This is a genomic window from Enterococcus sp. AZ020 (assembly GCF_050499205.1).
Taxonomy (GTDB): domain Bacteria; phylum Bacillota; class Bacilli; order Lactobacillales; family Enterococcaceae; genus Enterococcus_L; species Enterococcus_L dunnyi.
The window spans coordinates 3,527,225-3,550,802 of record NZ_JBIPAT010000001.1 but is presented as its reverse complement, the minus strand read 5'-3'; the positions used below and the strand labels follow the sequence as shown (position 1 = coordinate 3,550,802).

General features: G+C 38.1%; 23 protein-coding genes. 17 read left to right on the top strand and 6 right to left on the bottom strand.

The features are described from left to right. The 9 genes from IGI58_RS17010 (at position 1) to IGI58_RS16970 (ending at position 7,139) form a co-directional block, all read left to right on the top strand. Positions 1-420, top strand: coding sequence for a cupin domain-containing protein (locus IGI58_RS17010; protein ID WP_429952487.1), 420 nt, complete (start codon positions 1-3; stop codon positions 418-420). Between the two features lie 12 nt (positions 421-432). Beyond that, complete coding sequence (locus IGI58_RS17005) at positions 433-747, top strand: carboxymuconolactone decarboxylase family protein (protein WP_429952488.1); 315 nt, start codon at positions 433-435, stop codon at positions 745-747. A 232-nt stretch (positions 748-979) separates the two neighbouring features. Beyond that, positions 980-2,962, top strand: coding sequence for a BglG family transcription antiterminator (locus IGI58_RS17000; RefSeq protein WP_429952489.1), 1,983 nt, complete (start codon positions 980-982; stop codon positions 2,960-2,962). Then, positions 2,952-3,407, top strand: coding sequence for a PTS sugar transporter subunit IIA (locus IGI58_RS16995; protein WP_087639957.1), 456 nt, complete (start codon positions 2,952-2,954; stop codon positions 3,405-3,407). Before IGI58_RS17000 ends, IGI58_RS16995 begins: the two co-directional genes overlap by 11 nt. A gap of 18 nt (positions 3,408-3,425) precedes the next feature. Then, the gene (locus tag IGI58_RS16990; RefSeq protein WP_429952490.1) at positions 3,426-4,766 is read left to right on the top strand and encodes a PTS galactitol transporter subunit IIC; all 1,341 of its coding nucleotides are present in this window, start codon (positions 3,426-3,428) and stop codon (positions 4,764-4,766) included. 15 nt (positions 4,767-4,781) lie between these two features. Further along, complete coding sequence (locus IGI58_RS16985; protein WP_087639959.1) at positions 4,782-5,066, top strand: PTS sugar transporter subunit IIB; 285 nt, start codon at positions 4,782-4,784, stop codon at positions 5,064-5,066. Between the two features lie 11 nt (positions 5,067-5,077). After that, entirely contained in the window at positions 5,078-5,905 is an 828-nt protein-coding gene (locus tag IGI58_RS16980; RefSeq protein ID WP_225534047.1) for a class II fructose-bisphosphate aldolase, read from the top strand. A 14-nt stretch (positions 5,906-5,919) separates the two neighbouring features. Continuing rightward, positions 5,920-6,627, top strand: a complete 708-nt coding sequence (locus IGI58_RS16975) for a triose-phosphate isomerase (protein ID WP_429952491.1) — start codon at positions 5,920-5,922, stop codon at positions 6,625-6,627. Continuing rightward, the gene (locus IGI58_RS16970; protein WP_429952492.1) at positions 6,624-7,139 is read left to right on the top strand and encodes a YjbQ family protein; all 516 of its coding nucleotides are present in this window, start codon (positions 6,624-6,626) and stop codon (positions 7,137-7,139) included. The genes IGI58_RS16975 and IGI58_RS16970 overlap by 4 nt, the downstream gene beginning before the upstream one ends. A 63-nt stretch (positions 7,140-7,202) precedes the next feature. Here IGI58_RS16970 and IGI58_RS16965 read toward each other — a convergent pair whose 3' ends face one another. After that, the gene (locus IGI58_RS16965; protein WP_225534044.1) at positions 7,203-7,829 is read right to left on the bottom strand and encodes a DUF998 domain-containing protein; all 627 of its coding nucleotides are present in this window, start codon (positions 7,827-7,829) and stop codon (positions 7,203-7,205) included. A gap of 137 nt (positions 7,830-7,966) precedes the next feature. Between IGI58_RS16965 and IGI58_RS16960 the strand changes: the two genes are divergently transcribed. Next, positions 7,967-9,415, top strand: coding sequence for a DEAD/DEAH box helicase (locus IGI58_RS16960; RefSeq protein ID WP_429952493.1), 1,449 nt, complete (start codon positions 7,967-7,969; stop codon positions 9,413-9,415). A gap of 230 nt (positions 9,416-9,645) precedes the next feature. Further along, on the top strand, positions 9,646-11,457 hold the full coding sequence (locus IGI58_RS16955) for a penicillin-binding transpeptidase domain-containing protein (RefSeq protein WP_429952494.1): 1,812 nt from the start codon (positions 9,646-9,648) through the stop codon (positions 11,455-11,457). Between the two features lie 81 nt (positions 11,458-11,538). On the opposite strand, the gene efbA is transcribed toward IGI58_RS16955, so the two are convergent. Further along, entirely contained in the window at positions 11,539-13,245 is a 1,707-nt protein-coding gene (gene efbA / locus IGI58_RS16950) for a fibronectin-binding protein EfbA (protein ID WP_429952495.1), read from the bottom strand. 204 nt (positions 13,246-13,449) lie between these two features. On the opposite strand from efbA, the gene IGI58_RS16945 reads away from it, so the two are divergent. After that, positions 13,450-14,394, top strand: coding sequence for a radical SAM protein (locus tag IGI58_RS16945; protein WP_087639967.1), 945 nt, complete (start codon positions 13,450-13,452; stop codon positions 14,392-14,394). Between the two features lie 80 nt (positions 14,395-14,474). Here the strand turns inward: IGI58_RS16945 and IGI58_RS16940 are convergent, their stop codons facing one another. Both IGI58_RS16940 and IGI58_RS16935 read right to left on the bottom strand, forming a co-directional pair. Next, positions 14,475-15,593, bottom strand: coding sequence for a 5-methyltetrahydropteroyltriglutamate--homocysteine S-methyltransferase (locus IGI58_RS16940; protein ID WP_429952496.1), 1,119 nt, complete (start codon positions 15,591-15,593; stop codon positions 14,475-14,477). 378 nt (positions 15,594-15,971) lie between these two features. Beyond that, the gene (locus IGI58_RS16935) at positions 15,972-17,645 is read right to left on the bottom strand and encodes a phosphoenolpyruvate carboxykinase (ATP) (protein ID WP_429952497.1); all 1,674 of its coding nucleotides are present in this window, start codon (positions 17,643-17,645) and stop codon (positions 15,972-15,974) included. Positions 17,646-17,846: 201 nt separating this feature from the next. Here IGI58_RS16935 and IGI58_RS16930 point away from each other — a divergent pair, with 201 nt between their 5' ends. From IGI58_RS16930 to IGI58_RS16910, 5 genes are all read left to right on the top strand, one after another. Beyond that, the gene (locus IGI58_RS16930) at positions 17,847-18,524 is read left to right on the top strand and encodes a hypothetical protein (RefSeq protein ID WP_429952498.1); all 678 of its coding nucleotides are present in this window, start codon (positions 17,847-17,849) and stop codon (positions 18,522-18,524) included. A gap of 172 nt (positions 18,525-18,696) precedes the next feature. After that, on the top strand, positions 18,697-19,227 hold the full coding sequence (locus IGI58_RS16925) for a GNAT family N-acetyltransferase (RefSeq protein WP_429952499.1): 531 nt from the start codon (positions 18,697-18,699) through the stop codon (positions 19,225-19,227). Between the two features lie 334 nt (positions 19,228-19,561). After that, the gene (gene trpX, locus IGI58_RS16920) at positions 19,562-20,551 is read left to right on the top strand and encodes a tryptophan ABC transporter substrate-binding protein (protein ID WP_429952500.1); all 990 of its coding nucleotides are present in this window, start codon (positions 19,562-19,564) and stop codon (positions 20,549-20,551) included. 11 nt (positions 20,552-20,562) lie between these two features. Continuing rightward, positions 20,563-21,450, top strand: a complete 888-nt coding sequence (locus IGI58_RS16915) for an ABC transporter permease (protein ID WP_429952501.1) — start codon at positions 20,563-20,565, stop codon at positions 21,448-21,450. After that, positions 21,447-22,229: an ABC transporter ATP-binding protein gene (locus IGI58_RS16910; protein WP_429952502.1), complete on the top strand. Its 783-nt coding sequence runs from the start codon at positions 21,447-21,449 to the stop codon at positions 22,227-22,229. The genes IGI58_RS16915 and IGI58_RS16910 overlap by 4 nt, the downstream gene beginning before the upstream one ends. A gap of 14 nt (positions 22,230-22,243) precedes the next feature. Here IGI58_RS16910 and IGI58_RS16905 read toward each other — a convergent pair whose 3' ends face one another. Both IGI58_RS16905 and IGI58_RS16900 read right to left on the bottom strand, forming a co-directional pair. Further along, the gene (locus tag IGI58_RS16905; RefSeq protein WP_429952503.1) at positions 22,244-22,699 is read right to left on the bottom strand and encodes a threonine/serine exporter family protein; all 456 of its coding nucleotides are present in this window, start codon (positions 22,697-22,699) and stop codon (positions 22,244-22,246) included. Between the two features lie 12 nt (positions 22,700-22,711). Continuing rightward, on the bottom strand, positions 22,712-23,473 hold the full coding sequence (locus tag IGI58_RS16900; protein WP_429952504.1) for a threonine/serine exporter family protein: 762 nt from the start codon (positions 23,471-23,473) through the stop codon (positions 22,712-22,714). Positions 23,474-23,578: the final 105 nt, after the last annotated feature.

Below are 23,578 nucleotides of genomic sequence, written 5' to 3'. Positions count from 1 at the left end.
ATGGCAAAATATAGAAAAGTAAAAGATGGTGTGATTTTTTCATCTGGCGAAAAAAATGATGCGTATGCAGATTACTTTGTTGGTCAAAGCTATCTGAAAACGTTAGTGGCTGATCCGGCAGTTTCTGTTGGCGTCGGAAATGTGACTTTTGAACCAGGCTGCCGTAATCACTGGCATATCCATCACGATGGTTATCAAATTCTTTTAGTTACCGGAGGTGAAGGCTGGTATCAAGAAGAGGGAAAAGAGGCGGTATTCTTAACTGCTGGTGATGTGATCGTCACCCACGATGGCATAAAACATTGGCATGGAGCAGCAAAAGACAGTTGGTTTTCGCATCTTGCCATCACAACAGGAACACCTGAATGGTTGGAACCGGTAACGGATGAGCTTTATAATACGTTAAACACGAACCACTAAAGGAGAGAGAAAATGAAAAAACAAACAGCAGGACGCGATCAGTTAGGAGAATTTGCACCAAAATTTGCCGAGCTGAATGATGATATATTATTTGGCGAAGTTTGGTCTCGAGAAGAGAAACTATCTGCCCGCGATCGAAGCTTGATTACTTGTGCTAGCCTACTCACTCAAGGCGCACCTCAGCTAGAAGCACATATGAAAATTGCCAAGCAAAACGGTGTAACCAAAGAAGAAATCGTAGAGTTGATCACTCATTTAGCTTTTTATACCGGTTGGCCAAAAGCCTGGTCAGCATTTTCACTAGCAAAAGAAATATTTGAAGAGTAACTGATCAGTGTACACAGGTAAGGAAAATAATTGCTTATTTTTTTACAGTGGTCTAAAAATAGAATGCGGATAAAAGTGTTTTTTCTTTTATCCTGCATTCTTTTTGTTTCTTATTGAATAGTTTAATCAATGATACAGATTTCCACATTAATGTGGAAGCGAAAGGTAATTTACTAGCGGCGTAAATGCCTATATACTTTAAATATGGAAAGCGCTTTCCGGAGGTGTGATGATGAAATTAACAAAACGAGAGAACCAATTACTTGATCTTTTGCTTTTACAAAATGAGTATCAGGCAACTACGTTTTTCGGAAATCAGTTATCAGTATCAAACAAAACGATTTATTCAGATTTAAAGAATATTCAGAAATACTTGGAAAAAACGAAACTAACGATCGACCGGGTACCAAGAAAAGGAATCTATTTGATTGGGAGTCATGCACAGAAAGAACATTTAAAAGCGGTATTGTCAAACGAGACGATGGTAGTTTTAGAAAATGAAGCATTTACACCTGCATATCGCCAATTAATCATATTGGCTGATCTATTGATTTACGAAAAAAGAGGGACATACGAGGACTATGCCGAGCAGTTCTTGATCAGTAAGCAGTCAATCAAGAAGGATATGGATGAGGTCTTCACCTATCTAAAGAAAAGTGGTCTAGCTGCGAAGACTGGATCTAAACAAACTGCTCAGGAAAAAGAAACGATGATTCAAAAGGTATTTAAAAAATATCTGATCGGCTATAGCAAAAAGTATCATCCACAAGCCGAACATGATCAACGAGATAACCTGACCTATTTTTCAGAGATTCTAGATCCGCAAATTGTTTATCAAGTCAATTTATTCATTGAAAAACTAATGATTCATACTGGGAAAGTATTAAATGACTATTTTGTTTACTCACTTAGACTTTCTTTATGCATTTTGTTGACTCGTTTGAACCTAGGACATCATGTTGAAGAGCAAAATGAATTTGTCTTTAAAGATTTAAAAAAGATGCAGCTTTATATGATTGCTTTGGCATTTTCAGAAGATATGAGTCAAGAGCTGAACTGCGTTTTTTTCAAACATGATATTCAATACTTATGTTCATTGTTATTTGCACATGGCGTCGTTCCGGGTGTTGCCGATCTACCGATCGATCAAAAGCTCCATATGATAACCATTGCTTTGATCGACGAAATGACACATTTGTTGAATGTCCAAGTCGATGAGGATGAACAATTGTATCACTCATTGATTTCGCACATTATCCCCATGGTTCATCGGCTAAAAAATGATATTTATGTTCGCAATCCTTTGAAAGAAAATATAAAAAGACAATATACGACTATGTTTACATTGACACAATTTGCTTCTGCCGTTTTTGAAAAGCATTATGGATTATTTTTGAATGAAGATGAAGTATCATTTTTGACGATTCATTTTCAGCTTGCATTTGAGAAGATTCAATTGACGAAACATGTTTTGATTGTTTGCGGGAATGGATTGGCAACCTCAGAATTGATCTTCAATCGTATCAAACAAAATTTGCCCGCAAGTGTCGTAATAGAGATCGCAACAGAAAAGCAGATCAAGGAAAATCCAGTGGATGATATCGATTTGATCATTGCAGCAGTACCGCTTGAAATAAGTCAGATTCCAGTACTGCATGTATCAGCGCTACCAACAGCAGATGAAGTAGCGATGATCGCCGCTTATTTATCGACTATGAGTGAACATGAAAAAACGATGACGTATTCTAAAAAGAATACGACTGTTTCTCTAGCATCATTTATTCAAGAAGAGCTGATTTTTTTGAACATGGCGTTCAATGAGAAAAAGGAGATCCTGAATTATTTGATTGAACAATATGAGCGATTGGGTTTAGTCGAGCAAGGATTCGAAGAAACGATTTTTCAAAGGGAGGAACTTGGTAATACAAGTATTGTGAGCGGTGTAGCGATTCCTCATGGTGCACCAGATACTGTGAAAGAAACAAGTCTGTCATTTATGACAACAAAACACCCAGTACAATGGGATACAAATGCTGTTCGATTGATTGTCACAATAGCGATTGCAGAAAAAGATATGGCTATTGCCAAAGATTTAGTTTCTGATCTATATAATGTTATCAATTCTAAAGAAAATGTACAACAAATAATCGAGAGTCAAAATGCTGAAGAGCTGATGGCTTATGTGAGAAGGAGGACAGCGGAGGATGTATTTTGATAGTGAAATCGCTGAATTTCAAGTTGAAGTAACAGATAAAGAGGACGCGTTTAAACGTTTGACAGAACAATTAACTGAAAAAAATTTTATTACAGAAGATTTTCTTGAGCATCTTATTGAAAGGGAAAAAGATTTTCCCACTGGTTTAGCAGTCAAAAATATGGGTGTGGCGATCCCTCATACAGACAGTGAATATGTCAAACGGTCGCAGATCGCTTTTATGTCTTTGAAAAATCCGATCACTTTTTTTGAAATGGGAACAAGTGACAAACCAGTAGAGGTTCAGATGATCTTTATGCTGGCGTTAAAAGAACCACACGAACAATTGGAAATGCTGCAAAAGCTGATCAGTATGATTCAGCAACAGGAAATCATGGAGCAACTGTATCATTGCCGTACAAAAACAGAATTTATTCAACTTATTCATCAGGTTGGCTTGGCATAAGGAAATGGGGGAAAAAACATGTTAAATGCATTACAATGGTTTGTTGATTTAGGTGCGATCGTTGTGTTACCGATCCTGATTTTTGTGTTTGGTATTATTCTTGGAACGAAGCCTGGAAAGGCGTTTACCTCAGCATTGACTGTTGGTGTTGGCTTTGTGGGGTTAAACCTAGTGATCGATCTATTAAGTTCTAGCTTAGGACCTGCAGCACAAGCGATGGTTGAGCGGTTTGGACTTAATTTGACGACCATCGATGTGGGATGGCCTGCTGCTGCAGCAATTTCTTATGGAACAGTATTAGGAAGTTTAGCGATTCCGATCGGTGTATTACTAAACGTACTCTTGATCATTTTAGGTTTAACAAAAACATTAGATGTTGATATTTGGAATTTTTGGCATGCTGCGTTTGTAGCTTCACTTGTCTATGCATTAACTGGCAATTTTGCTATAGGAATTGCTGCAACAGTCGTTTATATGATGATGATTCTTTTATTTGGAGATATTTTAGGACCGATCGTCAAGAAGTTTTATGGATTCCCAAATATCACGTTTCCTCATGGAACTGCAGCTCCGGGATTTATCTTTGCACTGCCGATGAATTGGCTATTTGACCGAATTCCAGGTATCAAGAATTGGAAAGCAGATCCTGAAACGATTCAAAAACGCTTTGGAATTTTTGGTGACTCTGCGGTAATGGGCTTTTTGATCGGGTTAGTAATCGGTATTTTTGCAGGGTATGACGTAGCTGGCGTTGGTCAGTTGGCTGTTAAAACGGGAGCTGTCATGATTTTGATGCCAAGAATGGTGGCCTTGCTGATGGAAGGGTTAACGCCGATTTCAGAAGCAGCAAATGAATTTGTTAAAAAACGTTTTCCAGGAAGAGAGTTGTATATTGGGATGGATGCGGCTTTATCTGTAGGTCATCCAGCAGTTTTATCGTCTTCTTTATTATTAGTACCAATCACTATTTTACTGGCAGTCGTTCTTCCTGGAAATACCACCTTACCGTTTGGAGACCTTGCAACGATTCCATTCTTAGTTTGTTTGATGGCTGCTGTTTTTGGCGGAAATATTGTCCGAACAGTGATTGCAGGTTCTATTTATATGGTTAGCATTTTGTATATTACTTCATGGGTCGCACCGCTTGTAACAATGTCTGCTAAAGCAGCTAATTTTGACCTGCAAGGAAATTCAAGTATTACAGCACTTGCTGAAGGCGGATTATGGACTACATGGATGTATGTTGGCTTAACAAAAGTATTGAGTTGGGGCGGCTTGGCGATCATCGGCGCTGTAGTTTTAGCAGGCTTGATCTATGTAAATAAAGTTCTCCCTAAAAAAAATAAAGTTGTTGAATAGAAAGGAAGAAATCAAATGAAAAAAATGTTGATCATGTGCGGCACAGGCGTTGCAACCTCGACGATCGTGACGAACAAGGTGAAAGAATGGCTAAAAAGTAAAGGATATGAAAATGATGTTCGTTTATACCAATCAAAAGTTGCTGATGAAATGAATCGAATCGATGACTACGATATTATCGTCAGTACAACGGTTGTTCCTGATCAAATCAAAGAAAAAGTTATTATGGGTTTACCCTTGTTAACAGGTATCGGGACAGATGAAATGTATCAAGAAATCGAAGCAAAACTCAATGAATAGGAGGACTACCCTTGTTAGTTACGTCAAAAGAATTATTTAAACAGGCACAAGAAAATCATTATGCTATTCCGGCTGCCAATTTCTTCGATCTGGATTCTGCTCGGGCTTATACAGCCGTCGCAAATCAAATGAACAAGCCGCTGATATTAGCATTCGCTCAGGCACATTTAGAGATGATGTCTTTGGAAGAAGCAGCGCTGGTCGGTAAGTATTTGGCTAAAAAAGCCGCAGTACCAGTCGTTTTACACTTAGATCATGGACAGGATGAGAATATCATAAAGCAGGCAATTGACCTAGGGTTTACTTCTGTCATGATCGATGCTTCACAAGATTCATTTGAAGAAAACGTTCGCCGAACAAAAGCAATCGTTGATTACGCTCATGCAAGAGAGGTCGTAGTCGAAGCAGAAATTGGCTTTGTTGGTTCCGGTGTGAATTACGAAAATCATGATCAAAGTGACTCGATCTACACAGAAGTCGCAGATGCTGTTGCGTTTGTAAATCAGACACAGGTCGATTCATTAGCTGTATCGATCGGCACCGCTCACGGCTTTTATAAAGGAACACCTAAAATCAGTTTTGAACGCTTGGCGGAATTGAAAGCAGCACTGCCAACACCACTTGTCTTACATGGCGGGTCGTCATCTGGAGATACCAATCTGAAACGCTGTGCAACTGAAGGAATTGCTAAAATCAATATTTTCACTGATTTTATCACAGCAGCGATGAAGGAAATCGAAGGAGTAAAACCTACAGATTATTTTGAGCTGAAAAAATTAGCGAATCAAGCGATCGAACAAACGTTAAGTCACTATTACGAAGTTTTTGAAACAAAATGAGAGGTGAAGTATAAGTGGAAAAAAGAACAATCAACCCGCCGTTTTTCTGTGTGAATCCTAAAGCCTATTTATATGGAGAAGAAGCTTTAAAATTGGCTAAAACAGCAGATGCACTAGCCGAGAAATATTCAATCGATATCTTTTTCACTGTTCAGTATGCAGATGCTTTTCGAATCGCACAAGAAACGAAGCATTTGATCATCACTGTTCAGCATATGGATAATCTGAATGTAGGGCCGGGAATGGGTTATATTTTACCAGAAGGACTTGTGGCAGCAGGTGTTCAAGCAACGTTTTTGAACCATGCTGAACATCCAGTTGGCGTAAATGATCTAGTCAAAATTATGAAGCGGGCAGAAGAGTTGGGTATTTTGGTCATTGCCTGTGCAGATTCGATCGCTGAAGCACAAGCCATCGCTACGTTGGCGCCAGATGTCATGGTTTGTGAGCCAACAGAATTGATCGGAACTGGCAAAACAAGTGATGCTTCTTATATGAAACAAACAAATGAAGCAGTCAAAAGTGTTTCACCAAATACATTAGTTCTACAAGCTGCAGGAATCAGTTCAGCGCAAGATGTGCGTCTGGCGATAGAGTCTGGTGCAGATGGAACGGGCGGTACAAGCGGAATTGTATGTGCGGCAGATCCAGAACAAACCTTAATGGAAATGGTGGAGACAGTTGCAGCAGTTCGCAGTGAACAAAGGGAGCAAAGAAAATGAAAACATATACCAAAGACTTAGTTTTGACGTCTAATGGCCAACGTGTGAGCTATCACAATATTACCGAGCAGGTAAAAGCTGCTGTAGCAGAAAGTGGAATAAATAATGGATTGTGTGTCGTTCAATCACCTCATACAACCTGCTCAGTGATTTTTGAGGAATATGTACATGATACGGATTTTAATGGAGACGAATTTCTCCAAGTAGATCTAAATCGTATCTTGGATAAAATAATCCCAAGAGAATTGTCAGAAGAAACAAATTACCGTTATCCAGGTCCAAAACATCTTGAATTTTTGATGAGCTTAGATGATCCGAATTACCCATGTGATCCGGGAACGATATTGAATGGTGATGCTCATATCCGCGCTTCACTGTTTGGGGCAAGTGAAACATTTATCCTTAGAGAACAACAGCTGCAGATCGGTTCCGTTGGCTATATCTATTTCATCGACTTCGATCAAAACCGTCAGCGTAATCGAAAATGTCAATTAATGATCCTGGGTGAATGATAAAAAAAGAATCATTACTCACTAGCTATTTCTAGTGTGGTAATGATTTTTTTATTGATTGATTTATAGATTTTTCAAAGCAACGAAAAAGAACGGCAAATACAAAAAAAGTAGATTCAATCGTTGCCATAAGCCGCGAAAAGGTATATTCAGTGTATTTAGCACAGGCAATTTTGGGGCAGCATAAAGAAGCAGCAAACATAATGAAACGATAAAAATCATCGTAAATGTCCGAACCACGAAGGAATTATTTTCCATTTTATAAAGCAGGATCAACAGAAAGGTCGCTGCCAACAAAGCTGTAAAACCGGCTCCAGAAGCATAATCATGGACAAAGGATTCAATTCCAGCTTCTAACGGATTGGTTGAACGATCCAAAATACCAGTTGTGATACAATCACCGATCGCGAAAACCGCCATCATTATTCCTAGCCATTTACTAAGAATGGGAGATGTTTGGCTAAAACGCAGATAAAAACTAGGAATTGTTAGTAAAAACAAACTACCATCAATCAGCTGCCAAAGCTTAAACATATGTCGTACTGGACTGCCTTCTTCGCCAAAATCACTGATCAGCATAGTGATAGAGTCATAATTAGGATAGTATCTAGCAAGAAAAAATGGAACGCTTAATTCGGCGATAACAACAATGACCAGTAAATAAAAACCAGATTTTTTCAATAAGTTCATAAAAAGACCTTCTCTATATAAGTTAGCTGTGCTATAGTCCATTGTAGCGGAAAATGTTTGATCTGAACAAACATTACACTTACGATCTTTTTTTACATACAATCAAAAAGATGACTAGACAAAAGAATGAGGTTCTTATGATAAAAAATAAGTTTACAGATTTTCCATTAGAAGAAGAAATAAGAAAAGCAGTGTCTGATTTAGGCTATAAATACCCAACGATCGTCCAACAAGCGGTGATTCCAGAGCTTCTGGCTGGAAAAGATTTGCTTGTTCAGTCGCAGACTGGCAGTGGGAAAACTGCTAGCTTTGGTATTCCCATATGTGAAAAAGTTGAGTGGCTTGAAAACAAACCACAGGCTTTGATTCTTGAACCTACAAGAGAGTTGGCCCAACAAGTCCAAGAAGATTTGATCAATATTGGACGGTACAAGCGAGTAAAAACGACAGCAGTATATGGGAAAGCATCATTTATCAAGCAAAAGTCAGAGCTCAAACAAAAAAGCCATATTGTTGTTGGAACACCAGGTCGTGTATCTGATCATATTTTGAAAGGTACGTTGTCCCTTGATAAGATCCGCTATGTAGTGATCGATGAAGCGGATGAAATGCTGAATATGGGATTTATCGAACAAGTCAAGGAGATCATTCAGGCTTTGCCGAAGCAAAGACAAACATTATTGTTTTCTGCAACAATGCCTGAAAAAATCGTAGAATTGAGCCAAAACTATTTATCAGAACCGAAAATGATAGCAGTTGAAGCAACTGAAAAGACCGTCCCAAAAATCCAACATGTATTTTTACCAGTTGCTGATGAGGAAAAATTTGCTGCATTAGAAGCACTGACAGTTGTTGAAAATCCTGACTCATGTATCATTTTTTGTAACACGCAAGAGAAAGTAGATAATACTTACGATCATCTCGTCGACGCTGGCTACCCTGTTGGTAAAATTCATGGAGGAATGATCCAAGAAGATCGTTTTGAAGTGATGGATGCCTTTAGAAATAAACGATTTCGTTACTTGGTGGCAACAGACGTTGCAGCAAGAGGGATCGATATTGAGAATATCACTCATGTGATCAATATGGACGCTCCTTATGAAAAAGAAAGTTACATTCATCGAGTGGGGAGAACAGGACGAGCAGGTAAGGAGGGCTTGGCGTTAACCTTTTTCACAGCAAAGGATCAAGAACTGAAAAAAGAGATAGAAGCATACGGTGGGTTTAAAATGAACCAGATCAGTCTACCAAATGCGAAACAAGTCGCACGCAGCCGAGGAGCATTTGAGAAGAAAATCACTACTAAACAAGTGCTGCAATCGCCAAAAGGTAAAGCATTAGAGCAGGATATCATGAAGCTTTATTTTAACGGTGGGAAAAAGAAAAAATTACGCGCATTGGACTTTGTAGGAACTCTTACTTCAATCGAAGGAATCACTGCTGAAGATATCGGCATCATCACAATTCAAGAGAATGTGACCTATATTGATATCTTAAATGGGAAAGGCAGCATTGTACTTCAAGCAATGAAAGATCGAACGATCAAAGGGAAGCAACTCAAGGTTCACAAAGCAAGAAAGAAATAAAGCAAAAATGAGAGTGATCTTGAACGGCAAATGTTCGGAGCACTCTTTTTTTAGTTATAATTCCGAATGCTCGATTCTCTACAAATTCTTTGGAAAAATGAACAGAAATGAGTGTCTAATTTTTGCTTAAGAAAAGTGGAAGAACTAAAAATAACATCGAAAAAGAGTTAAAATAAAAATGCTGAGTCAAAACGGATTTCACCATAAAACTGCCAACGGAGAGAACAAGAATGAAAAAAATCAAAGAATTCTTCAATAGTCGTAACCTTTCAACGCTAAAAAACCGAAAACGAGTAGGTGTGATCGTTTTATTTTTGATCATTTTGATCTTTTTATTATTTACCATTCGTTTGTCTTATATTGTGATCACTGGCAAAGTTGCGGGAAATTCTTTGGCTGAGAAAACGAAAGAACTTTATGAAGTACACGAAACACTAGAGGCAAAAAGAGGCTCGATTTTTGATAAAGATGGGAACGTATTAGTCGAAGATTCCAGTGCTTTTTCGCTCTATGCGATTTTAGATAAAAATTATACAGATTTAGATGGTAAAAAGCTTTATGTACAAGAAAAAGATTGGAATGCCATTGCTGACATTTTTCAAAAAGTGGTAGGAATCGATAAAGATATGACATTAAAACAGTTAAAACCCAGTGTGAACGAGGACGGAGAACCAATCACTACAGTGGAATTTGGTACAAATGGCAAAAATTTGAACTTTGAAACGAAACGACAAATTCAAGAAGCATTAGATGATCAAAAGATTTCAGGAATTTATTTTAAAGAAGAGAAAAAACGGAGCTATCAGGTTGGCAACTTTGCTTCATACTTTATTGGCTATACGCAACAAGATGATCAAGGAAATGAGCAAGGTGTGATGGGGATCGAAGAAGCTTATAATGATCAACTCGCTGGTAAAAACGGTTCAAGAAGCTATGAAAAAAATTCTTCCCTCGGCGATGTAAAGCCAGGAAGTGTAAAAGAAACCAAACGGGAAAATGGCAGTGATATTTACACAACATTAGATAGCAATCTGCAATTCTATTTAGAAGAACTCATGGATAATGTTGTAAATACTTATCAGCCTGAACATGTGACGGCAACACTTATGGAAGCTAAAACAGGAAATATTTTAGCGACATCACAGCGTCCCTCTTTTGAACTAGATACAAGAAAAGGACTGGATGGCCCTAATCCGCGTTGGACCAATATTTTGTTGGAGGAAGTTTACGAACCGGGGTCGACCATGAAAAGTATGATGGTCGCAAGTGCCTTACAAGAACATAAATTTGATGAAAACGAACAATTTACTTCAGGCGCTATCAAGGTGGATGATACCACCATCAGTGATTGGAATAATGGTGTGGGCGAAGGGAATATGACATTTAGGCAAGGGTTAGCGTGGTCAAGTAATGTTGGGATGGTCACACTTCAAGAACGAATGCCGGAACTGTGGCAAGACTATTTAACGAAGTTTGGTTTTGGACAGTCGACTAATTTTGGTTTATCTGGTGAAGCCGCAGGGGAGATACAGAATAAAACGACTGTCGATAGAGCAATGACTTCTTATGGGCAAGGAATTTCCGTTACTCATCTGCAGATGCTGCAGGCCTACACAGCGATTGCTAACAATGGACAAATGTTGAAACCAAATATCATCAGTCGTGTTGTTTCTTCAAATGGGGAAGAAAAGCTGGTCGAGCCTCAAGTGACAGGCACACCGATTTCAAGTGAAACAGCCTCAAAAGTGTTGGAATACATGAAAGATGTAACGACAGATCCTAAATATGGCATGGGAAAAGAATATGCCATAGATGGTCTAAATGTATCTGCTAAAACAGGAACGGCGGAGTTTTTTGAAAACGGCATATATCAGAAACAAGATTATTTGCATTCTGTTGTGACGATCACACCGACGGAAGATCCTAAATATATTTTTTATATGACACTAAAAAGACCAGTATTAAATGGGACTTCAGCAAATACCATTATTTCGGAAGTAGCCAATAATTTAGTCAAACGGGCAATGGTTGCCCAGAAATAAAGCAAAAAGAGGGATAAGCTCGCGTACAATGCGAATTTATACCTCTTTTTGTTCGATTAAATTTGGTCATAGCCTATAAAATCAACTACTCTTGTTTTCTTTCAATTTTCTTATTGAATCTTCTTCTGGTGTAACATAGAGTGTTTTTTGATTTTCATATATGACGTACCCTGGTTTAGCACCATTCGGTTTATGCACGTATTTCACCTGAACATAATCCACAGGGACTTGAGCTGATAAACGATATTTAGAGTAGTATGCAGCTAACATTGCAGCTTCAAGTAGTGTGGTTTCAGATGGATCGGTATCCTTGATGATCACGTGTGAACCAGGAATATCTTTTGCATGTAGCCAAATATCAGTTTTTTTAGCAGAGCGGAGAGTCAATTGATCGTTTTGCAGATTATTACGTCCAACTAAAATCAATGTACCATCACTAGAATAGAATTCATCTGGTTTGCTTTGCTTAGACTGCTTTTGTTTTTTAGCAGCGCGTTTTTTGAGATAGCCTTGTTCAATCAATTCTTCACGAATCAAATCAATATCCATGGGGCCTGCGATTTCCAACTGAGCTAAAACAGACTCCAAATAACCGACTTCTTTTGTAGCCTGTTCAATTTGACTGTGAACGATTTTAACGGCGTTTTTAAGTTTTTGGTATTTTTGGAAATATTTTTGGGCATTTTGATTAGGGCTTAAAGCAGGATTCAATTTTATTTTTAATGGCTTGTCTTCCTCGTAATAATTCGGCAATTCCACAAATTCAGCTCCTTTAGGAACTTGTGCCATGAAAGTCGTCAAAAGTTCACCATCTCGGCGGTAGTTCTCAGCAAGTTCAGTATCAGCCAATGTTTGTTGAAGCTTTAGAATTTTTGTTTGATTGCGTTTCAGCTCATTATCGAGTTTGTGGATCAGTTCTCCACCTTGCTGTTTCACACGATCCTTCTCAGCTTTACCACCGTAAAAAACATCAAGTAATTCACTTAAGGTTCGATAAGTCGTTTGTGTTCCTTCAAGTGACTTAAACGGCAGAGGAGTAAAGTACTCTTTTTTCTCAGTTATCGTCAAGGTAGGGGTGGTCTTACTTAAAAGATCGAACCAGAAGGCTTCCCAAACAAGCATTTTTTCATTCGGCCGTTCATTTAATCGATGGGCAAGCTCATCTGCTGTGTCTCTCCCTAAGCCTTGAAATTGAGACTGAAGATATTTGCCATCCAAAACAGAAGCTTGGGATAAAATCGCAAACACTTTTTCTTTACTTGCGGAAAAAGGATTCTGAGATTCCTGTTTGGGCGGATCGATATAGTCAACACCAGGAAGCAAGGAACGATAGCTATTCTGTGAACTGCCGATATGCTTGATCGCATCCAGGATTTTTCCATTTTCTTTATTCATTAAAATGATCGTACTGTGTCTACCCATCAATTCAACGATCAGTACAATATTTTGTAAATCACCTAGTTCATCTCTTTTTGTAAAAGTAAAATGGACGACACGATCATTATTGACTTGATGGATCTGTTCTAAAATCGCCCCTTCCAAAAATTTACGCAGCATCATCACGAAATTAGGCGGTGTATCAGGATTTGCATAAGCAATGTCTGTCAGCTGGATTCGTGCATAACTCGGATGAGCAGATAAAAGTAATTTATGATTTTTTCCTTTTGATCGTATAACTAAAACAATTTCATTTTCATAAGGCTGATGAATTTTAGAAATTCGGCCTGTTACTAAGGTATCAGATAATTCCGAAACCATGGTATGTGTAAATACGCCATCAAATGACATAAACATCCCTCAATTCTATAAACATAATAGTACCATTATAACGGAGTTCTTTTTATTTATAAAGGAGTGAGGAATAAAACATAAAAAAACGAATAGGCTAGACATGGATCAGTAAATGTCTGCGTATTTTTCAAATGTTTAGTATAATGAATGGAGTACCAATTTTTAATCAGCAAATGGCTTTTATTATAAGGAGGCAGAAGTATGGTAAAAAGATTGATCAGTGCAAGCTACAGTGATGTTGCTAAGATGACTGCTCAGGAACTAAAACAGTCCATCAAAGCAAGTGAAGGGCGGACGATCCTTTCAGAGAATGTCGTAGCTGCATCACCACAGGCAGGAGATATCAGTAATGCAGAGGTAGCAGCGGCTTTTGGTGCTGATTTGATTCTACTGAATTTATTTGATTGTTTTAATCCAGTCGTACAAGGGATTCCAGGGATGTCCCTTGAAGAGGTAATGAACTACTGGCAGCATCCAGAAGAAAATCAGATCAACCCAATTCCGATCTTGAAAAAATTGATCGGGCGTCCAGTGGGTGTGAATTTAGAGCCTGTAGACGAATCTTCTCAAATGTTTAGCGAAAAACTGACGATCGCAAAAGGACGTACAAGCTCTAAAGAAACGATTCAGCGAGCAGAAGAGATGGGCGTTGATTTTATCTGTTTAACAGGAAATCCTGGAACAGGTGTGACAAATGCTGAAATTGCTAAAGCAGTAAAAATAGCGAAGGAAAATTTTTCTGGGTTGATCATTGCTGGAAAAATGCACAGTGCTGGTTCAGATGAGCCAGTTGTTTCTACCGAAGCAGTTGAAGCTTACGCTAAAGCAGGGGCAGATATTCTACTATTACCGGCAGTTGGAACGGTTCAAGGATTCTCTGAAGAAGATATGAAAGCCGCGATCGCTATTGCCAAAAAATACGATCTATTGACAATGTCAGCGATTGGTACGAGTCAAGAAAGTGCTAGTAAAGAAACGATTCGTCAAATCGCTTTGCTGAATAAGATCTGTGGAGTAGACATCCAGCACATCGGAGACGCTGGATATGGCGGATTAGCTCCAGCTGAAAATATTTACGAAATGTCATTGGCGATTCGAGGAATGCGCCATACGATCAATCGTATGGCTCGTTCAGTCAATCGATAGAGAACAGGAGTGTATTAAGCATACGGTTCGACTAAAAAAAGCAGGAAAAAACGAATTCTTCATTTTTCCTGCTTTTTTGTTTATGCATCTGTCCAAACAGTTTCAGCGATTGTTTTAACAAGCGCGATTTTTTCCCATTGCTCTTCTTCTGTTAAATGATTTCCTTCGTGGGTGGACGCGAAGCCGCATTGCGGAGACAAGCAAATTTGCTCTAAAGGCACATATTGGCTTGCTTCTTTGATTCGAGCAATAATCGCCTCAGAACTTTCTAAGTTTCCTGTTTTTGTTGTGATCAAGCCTAAAACGATTCGCTGATCGTGTAATTTTTCTAATGGTTCAAATCCGCCAGAACGCTCATCGTCATACTCTAAAAAGAAACCATCGAATGCTTGGATCGAAAAGAGATTTTTGGCAATTGTTTCATAAGAGCCATTATATAACCAATGAGACTGGAAGTTCCCTTTACAAAAATGGAAGGTAACAGCTAAATCGGCTGGCTTTTTAGCTAATGCTTGTTCTGTTACTTCCTGAAAATCCTGAAGCAATTGATCTGGATTCAAGCCATTTGCTTTGATCATTTCACGGAAACGATCATCAAACAACCCGCCCCAACTGGTATCATCCAATTGCAAGTATCGACAGCCTGCATCATAGAACGCTTGGATCGCATCTTGATACGTTTTGATCAAGTCTTGTTTGAATGCAGCCAAAGAATCATAGATCGGATTTTCATTATATTGTTTGGATAAGATCAATGAGTCTAGAAAAATCATATTCGGTCCAGGAATGGTTTGTTTAGCCAAAAGTGGTGCTGCATGGCGTTGAGTGAAACGAAAATGATCAAGAAACGGGTGGTCTTGCGAAAAAGAGAGTGGACCACTGACAAATGTCCCTTGAGCTTCAGTGGTAATTCCAAAAGCAGTTGTTTCAAAATCAAAAACAGTGATCCCGTTCAACCCTGCAATAAAATCTAAATGCCACCAGCGACGACGAAATTCACCATCTGTTACAGCCGAAAGCCCTGCTGCTTTTTGTTTTTCTATCAATTTGATGATCTCTTGATCTTCGATTTCAGTTAGCTTTTCTTTTGAGATCGTTCCGTCAGCAAAAGCTTGACGAGCTTCTTTCAAAGGCTCTGTACGTAAAAAACTACCAACGATATCATAGCGAAAAGGGATTTTTTGTTTGTTGTTTGTCATAATAATTCCTCCATTATTTCAGTTTAGTAAGTTGAAAAATACAAAAAAACCCTATACTTTCTTCAAAGTAAAGGGCGAATGCTCGCGTTACCACCTTCATTTTGGAAATCTCTCACAAGATTTCCCTCAACTAGGTACAGAATCAATTCTTCAATACCATTGCACTATATTGGGCGCACCCAGAACATGCTTACCTCAGCTCACATCTTCTTACGAAAAGGTCATTTTCCTGTAATAGCAAATTATCTCTTTTCAGCTACCGAGACTCTCTAATCAATTTTCTAAAAACAGTACTCTTCTTTTCATCGTATTCTAATTTATTTATCATTACTGAAAGTATAGGCTAGGTCAAAATGTTTGTCAACAGCTGTTTATATTTCATTCACTGATCGCTGCTTTGGCAGTTTCTAACTCGTCTATTAATTTCTGTATGAACAACTCGATTTCATTTGGAAGGACGGGATCGTCTTGTCGCTCGTTTTTTTGTTGTTGAATGAATTCAAGCCTATGGCTCAAACTATCTTGGATTTTTACTAAATAATTTGGATCATGAAAATCAGGAAGCAATGAATCTGTTGGTGCATAACTCATTGAAGATAATGGACCAAAAGGGAGAAATGTCTCTGTATTGTTTATCACGGCTTCGATGCAGGATAATGTTTGCTGCGGGCTGATTTTTTGTCCATTAAAATAGCCAGTATTTAAAACGTAACAGTCGACCGTTTGCTGTTCAAACAATTCCTTGAAATCCTGATAATCTTCTGTTAATGGATAAGCACGGAAAGGATTCGCAAAAGGCTCAATAACCAATCGATCTAAGTCTGTCTCAGGTAAGACATTCTCGGCTGTCGATCGTTTGGTCGCTAGGGTCAAACCAAAGATTGCAGCTAACACAGGATCATCGATCTTGACGATCGGTGGTAAGCTGTCATCTTTCATGATCCAATAAACAGCATCCAGCTTTTCTGGCAGATGATCCTTTCTATTAGGCGTTGCATACCGTGATTTGATCGTTCGACCGTTATTGTTTCTAATATCTTCAGTCACTAGAACTTTTTGGTGCTGTTCATTTAGAGTAACACCAATATTGTGACCAGTTAAAAAAAAGTTTATACTTGGATCTTTCATTGGATAGTCTTGTGTTTTATCGAAATAGGCAGGCTCTAAGGCAGTAGTGGAGCCATTCTTTTTAGATATGATAAAAGCATCATCATGAAGAACGGTCACATTATGCTGATTTTGATGGTCGGCTAAAGTAATCGTTGATTTACCTGAACCTGACAAACCAAAAACAGCCATAGTATATTTTTTTTCAACTAAGTTATATTGTTTTAGCCCACCATGGCAAGCAATGAAGCCATTTCGATGTGCGATCGCCCAAGCTAATGTTAAAGTAGCCTTTTTCAATTCTCCAAAATAGCGCAGTCCCAAAACAGCAGCAACATTGTGCTTGTAATCGATCAATACTAAGCCATCTGGAAAATCCGGGTGCACCCATGTAGGATCGGCATAGACATAAATATCTCCTTCCTCATAATGAGCCGAAGCAGTGTATTGCGTATGGTAAGCACTCGTTGTGGATTGGAAATTTAAGAGATAGGCATAAAGACTGTGCTCAAAGCCTTTTGGAAGTTGAAGGTGGCATTTGATCATGAAATCTGCTGAAAGTCCGACATAAACCTCGCTATGATAACAATCTTTTTGAGAACTCTGATAGATTGCTTCACGTAAAAGTCCGCTATAAAAGTCAGTGTCCACCTCAGGATCACCGATAATTCTTCTGGCCATCGCACTTCTGCCGACTATTTTTCCATCGTTTGAGACTAGGACCATTGCATCGGCTGGTAATTCGAGTTTTTCTGGCTGATAGACTGGAATGTCAGTGACAATTGTGCCCAAAGCATTTTTTGCTAAGATATAACAGTCGCTTAATCGAGTCACTTTATGAACGTTATTCCTGTAAAAACTTGTTTCAATGATGCTTCGAAAATTGGATAAAAGTGGATTTTCTTTCGTAATCTGATCGACGCTCAACTTTTCTACAGAACTCATGATCATCCCTCCTGATCTTTCTTTATGTATATTTTATCACAAAGTAACCGCTCGCAAAACTATGGCGTTAAAATTATATAATTGGTTTATTAAGTTGTTAGATTATAATTTTTTAACATAAATCCAGGAAAATATTTTATACTAGGAAAAAAAAAGAAGTAAAGGTATAATAAAGGAGAGAAGTGATAAGGGGAGAGTAAAGTGAAGAAAAATTTTATTGATGCAAAAGATGATGTTATTGATTATTTAAATAAACAGAAAAAAATGACAGCTATCATTATTGGTATCGTAGTTTTATTAATTATTAGTTTATTTTTTATGATCCCTAAAGTACAGGCAAATATTCGTGCCTCTCAAATTCAATCGATTGTGAGTCAAACCAAATTAGCAAAAAAAGCAAATTATTTAGATGCTAAAACGGCAGATCAGCAAATTAGTGAGAAAACAGCAATGACTGTTTTGTTTTCTGTTCCGAGTGGAAAAACGTATGATGCAGTAATCGATGTTTTAAAAGATACGGATCAGATGAAGACATTCAATCATAGTATTTATATCTACCCAATTGTTTATAATGCTGAAAAAATCGAAGAAAAGTATAAGCTAAAAAAAGATGAAACTACGGTGATCTTTTTTGAAAGCGGCAAAGAAAAAAATCGCTTTACTCTAGAAACTAGTCAAGATATAAAGACAACATTGATCCCTGCTTTGAATCAGTTGCCATTGTCAAGCGTGGAGCCAACGGTCCAAACACCGGCAGAAAATACAACACATTCAACTGCTGAAACAACTCAGACAACACAAGAGACACAAACGCAAGAAGTCGACGAACAAGGACAAGTGCAGGAACAGCCGACTGAAGCTGAAGTTCCTGCAGAATAATGACGTAACTACTAGAAAGAAGGGCTTACGATGAAAGAATTGATTTTGATCCTATTATTGAAGCTTGGGATAATCCAACCTGCTATGCAGCGTGTTTATGTAAGAAGTGATCGACGTGACAAGTATTAAATGGCGGACGTTGGCAACTGATTTAGTAAGAAAGAGGACTCAGATGTCTACTGAGTCCTCTTTCAATCAAAATAGCCTAAAAAAAGTCCGTATAAATGAATCGATCCGGCTAAGCCCTTTTGATAAATTTAGAAATGAAGCATTGAAATGGTATCAAGATCCGGAAAATATGCGTAATATCGTAGGAATAGAAACGATTTACAGTAAAGAGCAGATAAAGCAAATGTATCATTGGCAAAATGAGCATGGATTTCTTTACTACATTGAATATCGTGAGGGCGATTGCTTTCAAACGATCGGAGATGTCTGGCTGGCAGAGGACGATTATGCAATTGTCATCGATCAGGCATTTCAAAATCGTCATATCGGTCGTATGGTTACCAAATACTTTATCTATAAAGCGAAAAAACTTGGTAGAGAACGAATCACGGTAAGTGAGATTTTCAACTGGAATGAAGCGTCGCAAAAAATGTTTACCCATTTAAACTTTTATCCATACAAGAAACAAAAGGATAGTTGGAGCTATCGAAAGCGCCTGAAAAATCAGCATTTACGAAAAAAAAATTCAATTTAACGTTTTTTGACCTTGACGAATAAATCATAAGTAGTGTAGACTACATTTAACAGAAAAACTATAGGAGTGATTACATGATGAAGCTATCCACACCAAACAACCAATTGAATAACTCATGGCAAAACTGGCGTAGATAGTTGTATGTATGGTGCTCTCATAGATACAACGAATTAGAATTTTTTCTAAAGTTTGTATCTATGTCGGTTTATTAAAAATGATTTCTGACCGCATAGATGTTTGATCTATGCGGTTTTTGTTTAAAACAACGGCCGCTCCTTTTTAGGACTTGCTGTTGTTTTTTTGTTTAGAAAATTTCAATTTAGGAGGAGAAAAAATGAGAAAAAATCGTTTATCATTTGTAGTAGCTGCCATTATTATCTTTTTGATTGGGTCATTTTTTATAGAAAAAAGAGAAACACAAAAAGAAAAATTACCTACAGTTGGTGTGCTTCAATTTGTGAGCCACCCTGCATTAGACCAAATTTATAAAGGTATCCAAGCGGGACTGAAAGAAGAAGGTTATGAAGATGGCAAAAATATGACATTGGTTTTTCAAAACGGACAAGCTGATCAAAGTAAACTTGCGACAATGAGTCAACAGCTAGTACAGGAGAAAAAATCAGATGTCCTGATCGGCATAGCGACACCAGCCGCACAAGCATTGGCGAATACAACTTCTGAGCGTCCGATCATTCTGGGAGCGATCACTGATCCTGTGAGTGCAGGTTTGGTCAAAAGCAATGAAAAACCTGGAGGGAATATTACAGGTGTCAGTGATAAGTCTCCTGTTGATGCTCAGTTTGACTTGATCGCAAAATTAGTGCCGAACAATAAAAAAGTAGGTATCTTGTACGCTTCATCTGAAGAAAATTCTAAATACCAAGTCGAGGAAGCAAAGAAAGTTGCAGAGAAAAAAGGCATGACAGTCAAAACATATGCTGTGCCATCAAGTAATGAAATTGCGCAAACGGTTCAAGTGATGGCCAGTGAAGTGGATATGATCTATATTCCGACAGATAACACAATTGCTAATGCGATGCAAACCGTAGTGAATGAAGCTGATAAAGCGAAAGTGTCGATTTTCCCTTCTGTGGATACGATGGTCGAACAAGGAGGAGTAGCGACTGTAGGAATCAATCAATTTGATCTTGGTGTTCAAACTGGGAAAATGGCAGCTGCGATTCTTTCAGGAAAATCACAGCCGGCAACGACGCCGATTTATACTTTTGATTCAGGTGATATCATTATCAACCAAAAACAAGCAGACAAATTAGGAATCAAAATTCCTGAAAACATTCGAGAAAAAGCTAAAATCGTAGAATAGGAGTGGAAAAAATGATCGTTTCAGCAATTGGACAAGGGATGCTATGGGCAATCTTAGGGTTAGGTATTTTTATGACCTATCGAATTTTAAATTTTCCGGATATGACAACAGAAGGGTCATTTCCATTAGGCGGAGCGGTTTGTGTGACTGCTATCACTTCAGGGATCCATCCAGTTTTTGCGACATTATTAGGTGTTTTAGCTGGTATGTGCGCTGGATTGGTCACAGGATTGCTATTTACAAAAGGAAAAATACCAGTGATTTTAGCTGGAATATTAGTGATGTCAGGACTAAATTCAGTGATTCTGTATGTCATGCAGACACCCAATCTATCATTATTAAATAAGCCAAAAATTCAGGATTTCTTTTTACAATTTGATTTACCGAATTATTACGATATCGTTTTTCTAGGTGTGATTTTTCTTGTGATCATCATTAGTTTATTACTCTTTTTCTTCAATACGAATCTAGGACAGGCCTATATTGCTACAGGAGACAATGAACATATGGCTCGTTCACTTGGCATCAAAACAGATTCAATGAAAATTTTAGGTTTAACGTTATCAAATGGCGTGATCGCATTATCCGGAGCGCTGATTGCCCAAAATGATGGCTATGCGGATGTCAATAAAGGAACAGGCGTGATCGTCATTGGACTTGCATCGATCATTATTGGCGAGGTGCTTTTCGGTGAGTTGACATTTGCAGAGCGTTTGGTCGCGATCGTTGTAGGTAGTATCATTTATCAATTATTGATTTTAGCTGTGATCAAATTAGGCTTTGATACGACCTACTTGAAAATATTCTCTGCTGTGATTTTAGCAATTTGTTTAATGATACCGCAGTTGAAAAAAGCATTGAATCTTCACTTTCTACCTGAGAAGGAGGCTGAAAAATGAGTACTGTACTTGAATTGAAACATGCGACTAAAAGAATCGATAATGGTCTAAATGAAACAAAGGTCATTTTGAATAATGTGAATCTAACGATTGAAAAAGGTGAATTTGTCACTGTTTTAGGTGGAAATGGGGCTGGTAAAAGCACGCTGTTCAACAGCATCGCTGGAACATTGTCTCTAAGTGAAGGTGACTTGTTTATCAATCAACAAAAAATCACGAATTATTCTGAAGAAAAACGGGCAACTTTTTTCTCCCGGGTTTTTCAAGATCCTAAAATGGGAACAGCACCACGAATGACTGTTGCAGAAAATCTACTTTTGGCAATGTACCGAGGACAAAAAAGAAGCTTACGCTTAAGAAAAATCAGTGAGCAGCGAACATTTTTTACAAAAATCTGCAGTGAAGTAGGAAATGGACTGGAAAATCATTTGGATACCCCAACTGGCAATCTTTCTGGCGGGCAAAGACAAGCATTGAGCTTGCTGATGGCGACATTGACTAAACCAGAGTTGCTATTGTTAGATGAACATACAGCAGCTTTAGATCCTAAAACGTCAAAACAATTGATGCATCTAACCGATCAACGAATCAAAGAAGCTGATTTGACTTGTTTAATGATCACTCACCGAATGGAAGATGCGTTAGAATATGGCAATCGGCTGATCGTCTTACAAAAAGGTCGGATCATTAAAGACTTGAATAAAAGCGAGAAGGAAAAACTGACTCTACAAGATTTATTATTGTTCTTCGAAGAAGAAGCAGAGCTGTCAGTAGATTAAGAAAGAAGTCAAGACTATCGATTAGTCTTGACTTCTTTTTTATCTAAAATATTTTTTAACAGACGTTCTACGATTCCTGTGACCATGAAACCAGCTGCGATCGCTCCAGCAGTCATGATCACTTTGATAATGAAATGTATGCCGTTGACGTAGTCACCTAAAACGATACTGCGAACTGCTTGATAAGCCGGACCGCCTGGAACTAGCGGAACAAGGCTGGGGATATTAAAGATAGTCATTGGCATTTTCTTCCGTCGTGAAAAAAAGATGCTCATCAAACCGATACCAATGGCGCCGAGGAAATTTGCAAAAATCGCTCCGGCCTCCAGGTTTTTAGTTGACCAAAAAATCATCCAGCCAACAGTACCAGTGATTCCGCAAGCATTTAGCAATTTTCTTGGGACATTCGTCACGATTCCAAATGTAATGGTGCTTAAATAACTAAAAAGACAATGAATCACAATTTCCAAAATAATTTCTCCTTACATAAATAGTTTGAAAACGATCGCAATGCCGATACCGATCGAACCTGCAATAAATATCGCTTCTGTTGCCCGTGCTGTTCCGCTTAACAGATGTCCAGCTAAAATGTCTCTGAATGAATTTGTGATCGCCACACCAGGAACCAATGGCATCACAGCACCAATAATGATGTTATCGACATTACCAGCTAGATGGAAGGTCACTGCAAAATATGCGAGCAGACCAATTATAAAAGAAGCCAGAAAGTCATCTAAGAATTTAATGTGGAGCCACTCCTTTGTGAAATGAGCTACACTAAAGCCGATCATACCAATAAAGAATGTAGCTAGAAAATCATCCCAACTCCCGCCAAAAATATACATCAAGGTGCAACTGACAATACCGGCTGCAAAAATTTGCAGCGTCATCGAATATGTTGGTGCTTCAGTGTCGATATTGACTAATTTATGGTTAAGCTCAGCTAGAGAAATTTCTTGGTTAGCGAGTTGTCGAGAAAGATTATTGACAATGGCCACTTTTTCCAAATTGATACTGCGTTCAGTCACATTTTCTAATTGCGTAAAATTACTCGAGCGAAACCCCATAAAAAGACCTGTAGCAGTTACGTAGCTAACACTTTCTTTTTGGCCAGCATTTTCTGCGATGCGGTTCATTGTATCTTCCACACGATACACTTCAGAACCACTTTCTGTCATTATTTTTCCAGCTAATAAGCAAGTATCTAAAATGAGTTGTAAATTTTTTTGTTTTGATTCTTTCATTCAAAAAACTCCTTGAAGTAAAGTATGCGATAAAAACAGTGTATCACTTTTTCTATAGGTTTGAAATCATTGATTTATTAGAAATAAGCCTATTTTCTTTTTTAG